14 protein-coding genes are annotated in these 14,157 nt (G+C 72.6%); 6 read left to right on the top strand and 8 right to left on the bottom strand.

All coding sequences use genetic code 11. The features are described from left to right. Window positions 1–62: 62 nt before the first annotated feature. From AC067N_RS29840 to AC067N_RS29830, 3 genes are all read left to right on the top strand, one after another. Complete coding sequence (locus AC067N_RS29840; protein WP_478681993.1) at window positions 63–1,520, top strand: APC family permease; 1,458 nt, start codon at window positions 63–65, stop codon at window positions 1,518–1,520. A gap of 196 nt (window positions 1,521–1,716) precedes the next feature. Next, the gene (locus tag AC067N_RS29835; RefSeq protein WP_478681992.1) at window positions 1,717–3,207 is read left to right on the top strand and encodes an aldehyde dehydrogenase; all 1,491 of its coding nucleotides are present in this window, start codon (window positions 1,717–1,719) and stop codon (window positions 3,205–3,207) included. Then, window positions 3,204–3,917 (top strand): gamma-glutamyl-gamma-aminobutyrate hydrolase family protein, encoded by a 714-nt coding sequence (locus tag AC067N_RS29830; RefSeq protein ID WP_478681991.1) that lies wholly within the window; start codon window positions 3,204–3,206, stop codon window positions 3,915–3,917. The genes AC067N_RS29835 and AC067N_RS29830 overlap by 4 nt, the downstream gene beginning before the upstream one ends. A gap of 8 nt (window positions 3,918–3,925) precedes the next feature. Here AC067N_RS29830 and AC067N_RS29825 read toward each other — a convergent pair whose 3' ends face one another. The 5 genes from AC067N_RS29825 to AC067N_RS29805 form a co-directional block, all read right to left on the bottom strand. Beyond that, window positions 3,926–4,762 carry a class II glutamine amidotransferase gene (locus AC067N_RS29825; RefSeq protein WP_478681990.1) on the bottom strand — a complete coding sequence of 279 codons (837 nt, stop codon included), beginning with the start codon at window positions 4,760–4,762 and terminating at the stop codon, window positions 3,926–3,928. Between the two features lie 440 nt (window positions 4,763–5,202). After that, window positions 5,203–5,643: a DUF7144 family membrane protein gene (locus tag AC067N_RS29820; protein WP_478681989.1), complete on the bottom strand. Its 441-nt coding sequence runs from the start codon at window positions 5,641–5,643 to the stop codon at window positions 5,203–5,205. Between the two features lie 64 nt (window positions 5,644–5,707). Beyond that, complete coding sequence (locus AC067N_RS29815) at window positions 5,708–6,148, bottom strand: SHOCT domain-containing protein (protein WP_478681988.1); 441 nt, start codon at window positions 6,146–6,148, stop codon at window positions 5,708–5,710. 135 nt (window positions 6,149–6,283) lie between these two features. Then, window positions 6,284–7,129: a YhjD/YihY/BrkB family envelope integrity protein gene (locus tag AC067N_RS29810; RefSeq protein WP_478681987.1), complete on the bottom strand. Its 846-nt coding sequence runs from the start codon at window positions 7,127–7,129 to the stop codon at window positions 6,284–6,286. A 71-nt stretch (window positions 7,130–7,200) separates the two neighbouring features. Continuing rightward, window positions 7,201–7,986 (bottom strand): HdeD family acid-resistance protein, encoded by a 786-nt coding sequence (locus tag AC067N_RS29805; RefSeq protein WP_478681986.1) that lies wholly within the window; start codon window positions 7,984–7,986, stop codon window positions 7,201–7,203. Between the two features lie 275 nt (window positions 7,987–8,261). Here AC067N_RS29805 and AC067N_RS29800 point away from each other — a divergent pair, with 275 nt between their 5' ends. After that, on the top strand, window positions 8,262–8,903 hold the full coding sequence (locus AC067N_RS29800) for a potassium channel family protein (RefSeq protein ID WP_478681985.1): 642 nt from the start codon (window positions 8,262–8,264) through the stop codon (window positions 8,901–8,903). 1 nt (window position 8,904) lies between these two features. Here the strand turns inward: AC067N_RS29800 and AC067N_RS29795 are convergent, their stop codons facing one another. From AC067N_RS29795 to AC067N_RS29785, 3 genes are all read right to left on the bottom strand, one after another. Beyond that, window positions 8,905–9,102: a hypothetical protein gene (locus AC067N_RS29795; RefSeq protein ID WP_478681984.1), complete on the bottom strand. Its 198-nt coding sequence runs from the start codon at window positions 9,100–9,102 to the stop codon at window positions 8,905–8,907. 163 nt (window positions 9,103–9,265) lie between these two features. Beyond that, window positions 9,266–9,856 (bottom strand): hypothetical protein, encoded by a 591-nt coding sequence (locus tag AC067N_RS29790; RefSeq protein ID WP_478681983.1) that lies wholly within the window; start codon window positions 9,854–9,856, stop codon window positions 9,266–9,268. Between the two features lie 11 nt (window positions 9,857–9,867). Next, window positions 9,868–11,523, bottom strand: a complete 1,656-nt coding sequence (locus AC067N_RS29785; RefSeq protein ID WP_478681982.1) for an MFS transporter — start codon at window positions 11,521–11,523, stop codon at window positions 9,868–9,870. A 336-nt stretch (window positions 11,524–11,859) separates the two neighbouring features. Between AC067N_RS29785 and AC067N_RS29780 the strand changes: the two genes are divergently transcribed. Both AC067N_RS29780 and AC067N_RS29775 read left to right on the top strand, forming a co-directional pair. Next, window positions 11,860–12,918, top strand: a complete 1,059-nt coding sequence (locus AC067N_RS29780; RefSeq protein WP_478681981.1) for a right-handed parallel beta-helix repeat-containing protein — start codon at window positions 11,860–11,862, stop codon at window positions 12,916–12,918. Between the two features lie 57 nt (window positions 12,919–12,975). Further along, complete coding sequence (locus tag AC067N_RS29775) at window positions 12,976–14,004, top strand: methyltransferase (RefSeq protein ID WP_478681980.1); 1,029 nt, start codon at window positions 12,976–12,978, stop codon at window positions 14,002–14,004. Window positions 14,005–14,157 lie beyond the last annotated feature (153 nt).

Here is a 14,157-nt window from a genome sequence, read left to right as displayed (position 1 = left end):
AAGGCAACTCGTTTGGCCCTAAACGAACCTCCATCCCTCCCCGTCCCCGACAGGTGATCCGAGTGGACAGTCAGACGGCGGTCGCCCCGCACACCACGCAAGGTTCCTCCACGGCCCGCAGGCTCAAGCCCGATTCCCTCGGCGTCCTGGGCATCCTCTTCTTCGTCCTATCCGCCCAGGCCCCGCTGACCGGCATCGCCGGTGCCGTGCCCATCGCCGTCGTCATCGGCAACGGGGCGGGCGCCCCCGCCGCGTACGTCGCGGCCGGCGTGGTGGTCCTGCTGTTCTCCATCGGCTTCGTCGCCATGGGCCGCCACGTCGTGGACGCCGGCGCCTTCTACACGTACATCGGCAAGGGCCTCGGCCGGTCGACGGGCTCCGGCAGCGCCGGGGTCGCGCTCTTCGCCTACTGCGCGATCCAGGCCGCGATGTACGGGCTGTACGGCGCGACGATGAGCGGCCTGGTCGAGCACTACGCCGACGTACGCATCGCCTGGTGGGTCTGGGCGCTGGTCACGATGGCGGTCGTCCAGGTGCTCGGCGCCGCCGGGATCGAGATGGGCGCCAAGGTGCTCGCCGTGTTCGTGCTCGCCGAGTTCAGCATCCTCACCGCCTTCGCCCTGGTGACCTTCTTCAAGGGCGGCGGCCCCGAGGGGCTCGGCCTCGCCGACAGCTTCTCCCCCGACGCGGCGCTCCAGGGCGCCCCGGGTGTGGCGCTGATGTTCGCGGTGGCGTCGATGTTCGGCTTCGAGGCCACCGCCATCTACGGCGAGGAGGCGCGGGAACCGAGGAGAACCGTCCCCCGGGCCACCTATCTGTCGGTCGCCGTCGTCACCTGCTTCTTCGCCTTCACCTCATGGATGCTGGTCTCCGCGCACGGCGCCTCCCGGGCCACGGCCGAGGCGGGCAGGGCACTGGAGAGCGGCGACGCCACGGCCTGGGTGTTCGCCCCGATCGCGGACCTGTTCGGCGCGTGGACGGGCGATGTCCTGCCGATCCTGCTGGCCACCTCACTGTTCGCGGGCGTCCTGGCGTTCCACAACTCCGCCAACCGCTACCTGTTCTCCCTGGGCCGCGAGGGTCTGCTGCCGCACGGTCTGACCGCGCTCAACGGCCGTCACTCCCCCTGGGTGGCCGGCACCGTCCAGACGGTGATCGCGGTGGCCCTCGTCGTCCCGTTCGCGCTCCTCGGCAAGGACCCGGTGCTGACGCTCTTCTCCTGGTTCAGCGGGGTCGCCGTGCTCGCGATGATGCTCCTCTACTTCCTGACCTCCGTGTCCGTGGTCGTCTTCTTCCGCCGCTCACGCGCCGACACCCGGCCCTGGAACACGCTGATCGCCCCCGTGCTGGGCGCGCTCGGCATCGCCGGGGCGATCTGGCTGATCATCGAGAACTTCACCACCCTGATCGGCGGCGACCCCGCCACCGCCGTCTGGCTCCAGCTGACCGTGCCGGCCGTGCTGGTCCTGGGGCTCGTCGCGGCCCGCCTGACCCGGCGGAGCCACGCCGCCGCGGGCTGACCCCGACGTCCCGCCACGCGGCCGGCGGCGGCGCCACTCCCCTGGTGCCGCCGCCGGCCCACCCACCGCCGTCGAACCGCCTCGTCGGTACGACCCCGCCCGTCGGTACGACCCCGCCGATCGATCCGACGGCCCAACGCTCCCACCGCCCGTCGATCCGACCTGCCGCCGACCCGAACCAGGAAGAGGAGAGCTGATGCCGGCCCTCGCCCACGACGACCTCCTGCGCAGCGCCAAGGACCTGGACCTGCCCGCCCACCACCACATCGACGGGGTGGACGAGCCGGGCGGGGGCGCGGCGTTCACGGTCGTCTCGCCCCGGAACGGGCAGGTCCTGCGCGAGGTCGCCGACGCGCGCCCCGCCGAGGTCGACCTGGCCGTGGCCGCCGCGCGGCGCGCCTTCGACTCCGGCCCCTGGCCCCGGCTCGCGCCCGCCGACCGCGGCCGGATCCTGCTGCGCGTCGCCGAACTGCTCGAAGAGCAGCGGGAGAAGCTGGCCCTCACCGTCAGCCTGGAGATGGGCAAGCCGATCACGGACGCCTACGGGATCGAGCTGCGGGCCGCGATCAACACCTTCCGCTGGTACGGACAGCTGGCCGACAAACTCACCGACGAGTCCCCCCACACCGCCCCGGACGCCCTGGCCCTGGTCACGCGGGAGCCGGCCGGTGTCGTCGGCGCCGTCGTGCCCTGGAACTTCCCTCTCACCCTGGCCAGTTGGAAGGTCGCCCCGGCGCTCGCCGCCGGCTGCACGGTCGTGCTGAAGCCGTCGGAGAACTCGCCCCTCTCGGCACTGCTGCTCGGCCGGATCGCCACCGAGGCCGGGCTGCCGCCGGGCGTCCTCAACGTCGTCACCGGCGACGGACCCGCGGCCGGGCAGGCCATCGGGCTGCACCCGGACGTGGATGTGCTGGCGTTCACCGGCTCCACCGCGGTCGGCCGCCACTTCCTGCGCTACGCCGCCGACTCCAACCTCAAACGCGTCTGGCTGGAGCTGGGCGGCAAGTCGCCGAACATCATCCTCCCCGACGCCCCCGACCTGGAGAAGGCGGCCGCCACCGCCGCCTGGGGCATCTTCTTCAACCAGGGCGAGATGTGCACCGCCCCCTCCCGGCTGCTGGTGCACTCCTCCGTCGCCGAGCGCGTCACCGAGGCGATCGTGGCCCGCGCCCGGGAGCTGCGCGTCGGCGACCCGCTGGACCCGGCGACCGAGATGGGCCCGCTGGTGGGCGAGGCCCATCTGGAGCGCGTCCTCGACCACATCGGCACCGGGCGGGAGGAGGGCGCGCGGCTGCGGGCCGGCGGCGAGCGCACCCTGACCGGCACCGGCGGCAGCTATCTGCGGCCCACCGTCTTCGACGGGGTGGACCCGGGCATGCGCCTGGCGCGCGAGGAGATCTTCGGCCCGGTGCTCTCGGTGCTGACCTTCGACGACCTGGACGAGGCCGTACGCCTGGCCAACGCCACCGAGTACGGCCTCGCCGCCGGACTGTGGACCTCCGACCTGTCCACCGCGCACCGGGTCTCCCGCGCCCTGAGGGCGGGCACCGTCTGGGTCAACTGCTACGAGGAGGGCGACCTCACCGTGCCCTTCGGCGGCATGAAGCAGTCGGGCAACGGCCGCGACAAGTCCATCCACGCCATCGAGAAGTACACCGAACTGAAGACCACCTGGATCCAGCTGTGACTCCTTCGCACCCGCGGCCCCTGATCGCGATTCCGGCCCGGTTCGCCGCCACCACGTCCGCGCTGCGGTACGCCGCCGAGGTCAACGCCCGCGCCCTGGTCGAGGCGGTGTGGCGGGCCGGCGGCGAGCCGGTGGGAGTGCACCCCGCCGCCGAGGACGTGGCCGCCCGCCTCGCCCGCTTCGACGGTGTCCTGCTGCCCGGTGGCGGCGACCTCGCCCCCCACCGCTACGGCGCCACCGACACCCACGACACCGTGTACGACGTGGACGAGGCGCAGGACGCCTTCGACCTGGCGGTCGCCCGCGAGACCCTCGCCCTGGGCCTGCCGCTGCTGGCGATCTGCCGGGGCCTCCAGGTCGTCAACGTCGCCCTCGGCGGCACCCTGGAGCAGGACATGGGCGGCCCGGAGCGCGAGCACCGGCACCTCGTGCACCCCGTCACCCTGCGTCCGGCGTCGCTGACGGCCCGGGTGACGGGTGCCGAGAAGGTCGACGCGTCCTGCTACCACCACCAGCGGGTGGACCGGCTCGGCGCCGGCCTGGAGGTGGCGGCCACGGCGGTGGACGGCACGGTGGAGGCGCTGGAACTGCCGGGTGCGCAGGGCTGGTTCACGGCCGTCCAGTGGCATCCCGAGGACACCGCCGCCGACGACCGCGCCCAGCAGAACCTCTTCGACGCCCTCGTCGGGGCCGCCCGGGATCGGATCTGAACCCGGCCTCAGTTCTGCGGGGCGAAGGAGAGCAGTTCGTCGCCGCCCTGCTGCACCACGCCGTAGCTGCTCTCCGGGACCTTGTTCCAGGCGCCGGGCAGATCGCCCAGGGGCTCGGAGACGACGAGCCGGGTCTCGTCGGAGACCTCGCGCAGGAAGGTCAGATCGGGGTGGAGCGACCGGAGCGTCTCCACCCGGGTGCTGTAGTAGAGGGAGCGTGAGGCGCCCTGGCTGGAGTAGCGGAAGGCCCACAGCCGCTCTCCCTCCGTGACGGCCACCGTCATCTGGAGCGGGAACTCCACCCCGTGCTCCCGGCCGGTCCGTTCCACCAGGCCGGCCATGCGCGCCACGGCACCCGGCGGATCCTGCTCCAGGCCGAAGGTGAGGGCCAGGTAGAACATCATCTCGGAGTCCGTCGAGCCCTCCATGTCGAGGAAGAGTTCCGGGTCGACGGCGAGCGCGAGGTCCCGGCGCATCCGCTGGAACTCGGCGATCGCACCGTTGTGCATCCACATCCAGCGGCCGTGGCGGAACGGGTGGCAGTTGGTCTGCTGCACCGCCGTGCCGGTCGTCGCCCGGATGTGGGCGAAGAACAGCGGGGACTCGACGTGGTCGGCGATCTCCCGGAGATTGCGGTTGCTCCACGCCGGTCCGATGTCCCGGAAGACGGCCGGTGTGTGGGTGCGCGAGGAAGAGTCGTACCAGCCGATGCCGAACCCGTCGCCGTTGGTCGTCTCCACGCCCATCCGCGAGTGCAGGCTCTGGTCGATCAGCGAGTGCGCGGGCCGGTAGAGGATGGTGTCGAGCAGAACGGGTGTTCCCGAGTAGGCAAGCCACCGGCACATGGGTCTCCGCCTTTCTGGGTGTTCTGGTGCGCCGACCGGCGCGTCCCACCCGGTTCGGCCGGACGGGGTGGCCGTCGGGTGCCCGCTGCCCGCCCGGGGCCGGCCGGCCCTGGCGCGGGCCGGGGTGACGCGATGGCGCTACGGACGGACTGACCCGTGTCCCTCCGCCGGGGGGTCGACGCGCCACCGGGGGTGGGCCGGGGCCGGCCAGGACCCGGACGGCGAGGGGGACCGGCACCGGCCACGGCACGCCGCCGGCGGCGTGCACCGCCTGCGCCGGGAGGGGCGCTGTCGCGTCCGGGACCGGCCGACCGTCCGTACCGGGCGGTGTGGGCCAGGGGCCGGCCCGGGCGGTGTGGGCCAGGGGCCGGCCCGGGCGACGGCGGCGAGAGCCCCCGGCGCCACGGCCGTTCCCGCGCGGCGCTTCCGTCCTGCGTCCCTCACATGTCGCTCGATGCGAGGGAGTCGTCCTTGCGCACCACGCACAGGGCCCAGATGACGAAGCCGGACATCGCGATCATCACGATCGACCAGGCCGGGTAGTACGGCAGCGAGAGGAAGTTCGCGATGATGATGAGCGAGGCGATCCCCACGCCGGCGACGCGTGCCCACGTGGACGCCTGGAACAGGCCGGCACTCACGATCAGGGCGACGGCACCCAGGATCAGATGGATCCAGCCCCAGCTGGTGAGGTCGAACTCGTAGACGTAGTTGCGGGTGGCGAGGAAGATGTCGTCCTCGGCGATCGCCGCGATCCCGCGCATCACATCGAGAACACCTGCGATCAGGAGCATGACGGCGGCGAACGCCGTCAGTCCGACGGCCCATCCCTGCTTGGCCGAGTGTGTGCCCGTGGGGCGGGTGTGGTGTGTGGTTGCCATTCTGCTGCCTCGTTTCGTGTCGGCTCCGGGCGCGGTCGGCGACCGGAGCAGTGGGGGACGTGAGTCAGCGTTCCGAGGTGCCGGAGCCGCTCAGCACCAGTTCCTTGGCCCGGCGGAACTCGTCGTCGGTGATGTCACCCCGGGCGCGGATCTCGGACAGCCTGGTGAGTTCGTCGACGCTGGAAGGCCGGCCACCGGAGCCGGCCGCGGTCTCACGGACGTAGCTGTCGAAGGCCTGCTGCTGGGCCCGCGCCTGCGCCACCTCGCGGCGGCCCATGTTCTTGCCACGGGCGACCACGTAGACGAACACGCCCAGGAAGGGCAGGAGGATGGCGAACACCAGCCAGCCCGCCTTGGCCCATCCGCTCAGCTCGTCGTCGCGGAAGATGTCGGCGATGACCCGGAACAGCAGGACGAACCACATGATCCACAGGAAGAACACCAGCATCGTCCAGAAGGCGCTCAGCAGTGGATAGTCGTACGCGAGATAGGTCGGCCCACTCATGTCTCTCCTCCGTCCTGCCCGAGCCCGGCGGTCACGCCCGGCCTTGCCCCCTCAGCGTGCGCACGGCGGGGACCGCGCGTCCTCACCCGGGAAGGGTGAAGCCGAGGCGCCGTAGCGGACGGGGGGCACATCGGCTCACTCGTGGTCCGGCGTCCGGCGGCGAGGGAGGGCGGCCGTCCGGTACCAGGCGCTGGACGCGACCACCGGGCCGAGGGCCAGGCCCGACACGGCGACCAGGAAGACCGCGATCAGCCAGGACATGAAGGTGAAGACCGGCCCGAGCGGGCCGAACTCCTCCAGGCTGCGCTGCATGGCCGCGGGCATGAACAGGCGGGCCGCCCAGCTCAGCACCACTGTGCCCGTTCCCGCCAGCACGGCTCCGGGGAACAGCTCACGCCAGCCGACCCGTCCTCCCAGCAGCAGGTGCTGGGACCACCACCACAGCAGCGGCGCCGACAGCACGGACAGCACCAGCCCCGTCACGGCGCCCAGCCCGAAGCCGCCGCGCAGGGGAGCCTGGAACAGCAGGACGCCCAGCCAGACCACCAGCCAGAGCAGCCAGCGCCATGCCGTCACCCACCGCAGTGGTGCCCGCGGCAGGTGCCAGCACCGTTCGCACACCGCCTGGAGGGCCCGGCTGAAGGCGGTGGCGGAGACCAGCGTGATCACCACCCCCAGGGCGCCCACGGTGTCCCTGGTCGTGCCGGTCGCCGCGTAGGCCCGGCGCATCTCGTCGAGCGTGTCACCGCGTATCCCGAGCACCGCGCGGAGCGAGTCGACCAGCAGTTCCTGCACCGCTCCGGGCGCGAACGCCGCCACCGTCATGAGCAGGGGGAGGGCGGTGACGAAGGCCTGGGCGGCCAGGCGCACGGAGCCCTCCACCACGTTGAGGGCCGTGAGGCGGGGCAGGAGTCGGGCGGCCGGACCCGCGCGCAGCCCGGCGGCGACCCGTTCGGTCCTGCCCCTAGGGGTGGGCACCACCGGGGCACGCCTTCCGGCCTTGGCTCTCACCGCGTACGGCATCGCCGGAGTGGGGCGTGCCCGGGGTCTCCTCAGAGCCCATCGCTCCTCCTTCGGGCGGACGCCCTGCCGAGTGCGGCGCGCCCGCCGAGGGCTACGGCGCCCTCGGCCAGACCGAGCAGCACGAGCCACAGGCCGAGCAGGCGGGTCAGGGCCCGGGCGGACTCGGCCGGCAGAGCCAGCACCACGACCCCCGCGACGACGCCGAGCAGCGCGGCGCCGACGAGGAAGCCGCGATGGGGCAGGTCCCCGGACGAGATGGCCGTGTAGAGGGCGATGAGGCCCGTCACCAGCCACACCATGCCGACGATCAGTGCCAGTGCGGCGATGGTCTGCAGGGGGTTCCTCAGGCACAGCACTCCGGCCACGACGTACAGCACGGCGACCAGCAGTCCGGCGAGTCGTTCGCCGTGGCCGGGGCGGGCGAACACCGCGACGAAGCGGAAGCCGCCGAGCACGAGCAGGTGCAGGCCGACCAGGACCGCGAGGACGTGCAGCGTCCCGTCCGGCCAGACCAGCACCAGGATGCCCGGCACGATCGTGGCGACGGCCGAGCCCAGAAGCCAGGCCCGGGATCCGCCGAGGCCCCCGAGCGCCTCCGCCGGGCCGTCCGCCGGCCGGGAGGCCGCGGAGCCGGGTCCTGCCGCGGGGGCGTGCGCCGCCGGGTCCGGGCCGGCCGCGCGGTGGTGAGCCGCGGGGCCCGGTCCGGGTGCGGAGTGGTGGGCGGCGGAGCCGGGGGCCATCGTCGGCCGGGAGGTGACGGGGTCGGTTTCACCCGGCCGCCCGGAGGCCGGCGCGGGGTCGTGCGACGCGGTCATGGAGTCCTCCTCGCACTGTCACGCGGGGCGTTCGCACTCCCCTGGCCGTGGGACGGCCGACCGCCCCAGGGCCCGGTGGCGGCCGACTCGGCCGGCGTGCCCCGTTCGGCCGACTCGGCCAGCGTGCCCCGTTCGGCCGACCGCCGGGTCACCCGCGGCGGGTGATCCGGGGGCGTCCGGGCGGGGGCGGGCCGGTGGGAGGGGCATCCCCGTGGCGCCGGGCCGGTGGAGGCGGGAGCGCGCATCTGCCGTGTGGCGGAGAGGATGGGAACGAGATGAGTGATCCCTCTGAGATGCGGGCGGGCCACGGCCGCTCCCGTCCGGCCGGCTCCCGGCGGAACCGGGAGCGCCGTGCCCGGCGTCGGACGACGGTCACGGTGGTCACCCGGACGGTGCTCATGACCGCCGGTCTCCTCACCGCGTACTACCTGCTGCCGCTGGACGACTACCGCGCCGGCGGTGCTCTGGTGCTGATCGTGGGCGGCCTGCTGGCGGTCCTGCTGCTGTTCGTGTGGGAGGTCAGGACCATCGCGCGCTCGCCCTACCCCCGGCTGCGGGCCGTCGAGTCCCTCGCCGTCACCCTGCTCCTGTTCCTGGTGGTGTTCGCCACCACGTACTACCTGATGGAGCGCACCACGCCGGGCTCCTTCAGCGAGCCGATGACCAGGACGGACTCCCTGTACTTCACTCTGACGACGTTCACCACCGTCGGCTTCGGCGACATCTCCGCCCGTTCGCAGACGGCAAGGGTGGCGACCATGGTCCAGATGGTGGTGGGGCTGCTCCTCGTGGGCGGGGCCGCGCGGGTGCTGGCGACCGCGGTGGAGGTGGGGCTCCGCCGACGGGGCGGGGGACCGTCCCCCTCGGAGGGCTCCGATGCCGGTTCCGGGGGGCGGGAGGGGGAGTCAGGGCGGTGACTCACTCCGGCAGCTGCCGCATCTCCATGACTCGCAGTCCCAGCGATTGGCAGCGCGCCAGCAGCCCGTACAGGTGTGCCTCGTCGACGACGTGACCGAACAGCAGGGTCTGACCGGACATCAGCACATGGTCCAGCTCCGGAAAGGCCTTGGCCAGCGTCTCCGACATATGTCCCTCGACGCGGATCTCGTAGCGCATGAGCTGCTCTCCCGCGGGCGGCCGGGGTACGGACTCCGTCCCTACCCCAACGATCGTGCCGGTCGGTGTGTCCCGAGACCTCACCCCGTGCAGGTGAACCGGCCCGTGCCAGGGACCAGGGACCAGGGACCAGGGACCAGGGACCAGGGACCAGGGAAGCGGATCAGTGCTTCACGAGGAGCTTGAAGCAGATGATCGGCAGGCCGAGGAGCACATTGACGGAGGCCGCGATCACCACGAGGCGCCAGGAGGCCCCGGCCCAGCGTGCCGCCGCGACGGACCAGCCCACCTGCCCGGCCAGGGCGACCGAGAGCGCCAGCCAGACGGCGCCCTGGACGCCCAGGCCCAGGAGCGGGCTGATCGCCACCGCCAGCGCCGGTGGGACGGCGGCCTTCATGATCGGCCACTCCTCCCGGCAGACGCGCAGCACGACCCGGCGGTCCAGGGTGCGCTCGGCGAGACGTTCCCCGAACAGCACGGCGTGCACGTGCGCGATCCAGAAGACGATGCCGGTGAGCAGCAACAGCAGCACGATCTCCAGCCGTGGGAAGGAGCCCAGGGTGCCGGCGCCGAGTACCACGGACGCCGCCAGCATGGAGCCGTAGATACCGCCCGTGTAGTCCGCGTGGGCCCGGCGCTCGGCCCGCTTAGCCCGGGCCGTGGGGCGGTCGTGGGCGGTGGTCCGCGCCGGGCCGGTGGACTGCGCCGGGGTGGTGGACTGTGCCGGGGTGGTGGTCCGGTCGCTGTCGGACACGGGAGCCCCCTTCATGAGCGGCGGGTAGGTCCGGGCGTTCCGGCGGCCGGGGCGCCGGAGTCCGGCGGCAGTGCGCGGCCCTTCCCGCCCGTCCGTCCCGTCCGCCCCGTCGGCAGATGCGGTGTGACGAGGTAGCTGGCGAGGGTGATGCCGCCGGCGGCGAGGAGGGCCGCCTTGAGGCCGTTCAGCTGGGCCGAGGCGTACGCGTCGGTGAGCGCCTCGACCTCGGACGGCGGCAGTCCGGCCCGCTCGGCGGCCGAGCGCACCTGGTCGGTGGGGACGAACGAGATCCCTGCCTCCAGGGCGACGCCCGTCCGCTCACGGGTCTCCTCGGACAGGCGCGGGTCGTCGGCCACCTGCGAGGTGAAGGCGTGGGCCAGCGCGCCCACGAGGATCGAGCCGATGAGCGCCGTACCCAGCGCGGAGCCCAGGTTCTGCGCGGTGAACTGCAAACCGCCGGCCTCGCTGCGTTCCTCCTCGTCCACACTGGACTGGACTACGTTGCCCAGCTGCGAGGCGAGCATGCCCATGCCCACGCCGAGCAGGGCCATGGCGCAGGCGAACTGCGCGTCGTCGATGACGGGGTCCAGGGTGGCCAGCAGCCACACCACGGCCCCGACGAGTGCGGCCAGGCCCAGCCGGACCATGCGGCGCGGCCCCACCAGCCGCCCGAGCCGGGCGGCGACCGTGGACGCCACGAGCATGGTGACGGAGACCGGGAGCAGCCGCAGGCCCGTCTGGAACGCGTCGAACCCCTGGACGACCTGGAGGTACAACGGGACGGTGAAGAACAGGCCGAGGAGGATGAGGTTCTGGCTCAGCAGGGTCATCAGGCCGGACCGCAGCGCCGGTACGCCCAGCAGGGACAGATGCACCAGGGGATCGCGGTCCTGGCGCTCCCGGCGCGCTTCCCAGTGCCGGAAGAAGGCCAGTACGGCCACTCCGGCGGCGACGACGAACAGCGTCGGCGCGAATCCGAGAATCGTGAAGGGCGGGTTCCGGGGCTGCACCCAGCCCCAGGTGCCGCTCTGGAGCACCCCCAGCACACCCAGCGCGAGGCCGGCGGCCGAGAGGGTCGCGCCGACGGCGTCCAGCGTGGGACGCGGGCCGGTCCGCGGGGTGTCCGCGATCACCCGGCGGAAGAGAAGGACGGTCACGACGACGACCACCTCGCCGGCGAAGACCAGCCGCCAGGTGAGGTAGGTCGTGACCCAGCCGCCCAGCAGCGGGCCGACCGCGATGCCGGCACCGGCGAGTCCGCCGATGACGCCGTAGGCGACGGCCCGGTCCCGTCCCCGGTAGGACTCGGCGACGAGGGCCGCCATGGCCGGCAGCACCATGGCGGCCCCGATTCCCTCGATGACGGACCAGCCCAGCGCGAGGACCCACAGGGTGGGGGCGACGGCGGTCAGGGCCGAGCCGGTGGCGTAGACGACGAGGCCCAGGAGGAAGACACGGCGTCGCCCGAGGATGTCCCCGAGGCGTCCTCCGATGAGCATGAACGCTGCCATGACCAGCGCGTACAGGGTGATCACGGCCTGGATGGCCGTGACCTCGGTGTCGAAGTCCTCGACCAGCTGACTGATCGAGACGTTCATGACGGAGGTGTCCAGGACCATCAGGAACTGGGCCGTTCCGAGAACGATCAGAGCCCGCCAGTGCGCCACGGTGTCCCCTTCGCCGAGTCGGCCCGGGACACCGCTGGGCGTCACCCGGACAGCGACCCCCGCCGACGGGCCGCCACCCCCATCGCAGCCCAGTGGCCGTTCCGGCGCCTCACCCGCCACGGGGGAGCTGCCCCTTGTCCCGGCATGCCCGGTGACCGCGGGCCTCGGGCCTCGGCCCGATGGGCTCCCGTCCGCCGCCCTTTCGTGTCACCGCCTCACGCCTGACCAGGGGGAGAGTCGACCCCCGGAACGGGGTTGCCGGGGACGCGCGCAGGACACGCCGCCGGATGGTCTATCCGGCCTGTTCACCCGGGTCAGGGAAATACCGTGCCAAATATGAAGAAATCACATATCACCTCCATGGTGTGTGCCGCAGCGGTCATCGGCACGGGGCTCGCGGCCGCCCCGCCGGTCGCCGCCCACCCGATGATCCTGGTCTTCCCCGGGGAGTCGATCCAGGAGGCCGTGGACTCGGCCGAACCGGGTGACACCGTTCTCGTGACCCCTGGCACGTACCGCGAGAGCGTCACGGTGAGCACGCCCTGGATCACCCTGCGCGGCATGGGCCGCAGCACCGTCGTCAGACCGAGCGCGCGGAAGGCCGGCGACAGCTGCTCCCAGGGCGGCAACGGCATCTGCGTGACCGGCACGAAGGACCGCGACGTCCAGGGCGTCACCATCGCTTCCCTCACCGTGACCGGATTCGCGGGCAGCGGCGTGGTCGGCCTGGCGACCGACGGGCTGACGGTGCGCAACGTGACCGCGACGGACAACGGCATCTGGGGCATCGCCCAGGAGCGTTCCGTCCGCAGTGTGCTCCGGGGGAACACCGCCCGGGGGAACGGCGACGCCGGCCTGTTCCTGGCGAACACCATCAAGGCCGAGGAGGGCGCCAAGGACACCCGGGGAACGGTGGTCGAGGGCAACCGTCTGACGGGCAACCGCATCGGTGTCACCGTCCGGCGTCTGCGGAACCTCACGGTCGCGGACAACCACCTGACCGGCAACTGCGCGGGCGTGTTCGTCGTGGGCGACGAGAACAAGCCGAAGGCCGGCGCCCTGACCGTGCGCGACAACCTCGTCGCGCGGAACAACAAGTCCTGTCCCAAGACCGCGCGGCTGGACGCTCTGCAGGGTTCCGGCATCGTGCTGACCGGTACCGAGGACACCCTGGTGACGGGGAACCGGGTCATGGACAACGTCGGCGCCTCCTCGCTGTCGGGCGGCGTCGTCCTGTTCAAGAGCTTCGTGGGCACCCCCGGCGAGCGGAACCGGATCACCGACAACGTGGTGACGGGCAACGCTCCGGCGGACCTGGTCAACGCCGACACCGGCACGGGCAACGTCTTCGCGCGCAACTCCTGCCGGGCGTCCAAGCCGGCGGGACTGTGCTGACCGGCGCCATGGCCGCTCAGGAGCGTCTCTCATGAACTCGACGAAGGGAAGCGGCGCATGACGACCGCACAGACTGCACCACCGCCTGCCATGCGGCTACGGGAGCTGGTGTTCGGGGCCGCGTGTGCCGCCGCCATCCGTGCGGCCGCCCGGCTCGGGATCGCCGACGCCCTCGGAGACGAACCGCGATCCGTGACCGACCTCGCGGCCGCGGTGAAGGCGGAACCGAAGCCGCTGCGCCGGCTGTTGCGGGCGCTGTCCTGCTACGGCATCTTCGCCGAGCGGCAGGACGGGACCTTCGCGCACACCGACATGTCCCGTCTGCTGCGCGAGGACGCCCCGGACAGCCTGCACTTCATCTCGCTGTGGTGCACCGAACCGTGGACCTGGGACGCCTGGCCCAGGCTGGACGAGGCGGTCCGCTCGGGCCGGAACGTCGTGGAGGACCTGTACGGGAAGGAGTTCTTCGACTACCTCAACAACGACGCCCCGGAATCGGCCGATGTCTTCAACCGCGCCATGACGACCTCCAGCGCGCAGTCCGCGCGGGACGTCGCGCAGTTCCTCGACCTGTCGGGGAGCTCGTCCGTGGCGGACCTCGGAGGCGGCCAGGGGCACGTCGTGGCGAGCCTGCTGGAGAAGCACCCGTCGCTGAAGGGCATCCTGCTCGATCTGCCGCGCGTGGTGGAGAACGCCGACCCGCGGCTGCGACCGGGAGGCGCGCTCGCGGACCGGATGCGCATCGTGCCCGGGGACTGCCGCGTGGCCGTCCCGGCGGGGGCCGACGTGTACATCATCAAGAACATCCTGGAGTGGGACGAGGACAGCACCCGCCGGACCCTGCGCAACGTCATCGAGGCGGGCGGTCCCGGAGCGCGGGTCATCGTCATCGAGAACCTCGTCGACGACTCGCCGTCGATGCGGTTCAGCACCGCCATGGACCTGCTGCTGCTCCTCAACGTCGGAGGGGCCAAGCACACCACCGAGAGCATGGTCGCCCGGATCACGGAAGCGGGCCTGGTCATCGAGGACATCCGCCCCGTCAACCCCTACCTGCACGCGTTCGACTGCACCGTCCCCGGATGACCTCGTCCCCCGGCGGATCCGGACGGCCGGGGGGCGGGGGCCCCCCCCCGGGGGGGGCCCCCCCCCCCCCCCCGCGGGGGCGGGGGGGGGGGGGGGGTGGCGCGCCCCCCCGGTGAAGAAACCGGCCCCCGCCCGGCAGGGCGCGCCCCCCCG

The sequence above is a fragment of the Streptomyces sp. NPDC042364 genome, assembly GCF_056437585.1.
Note: the sequence above shows the minus strand (reverse complement) of the source record. Positions and strands in the feature narration are given on the sequence as shown.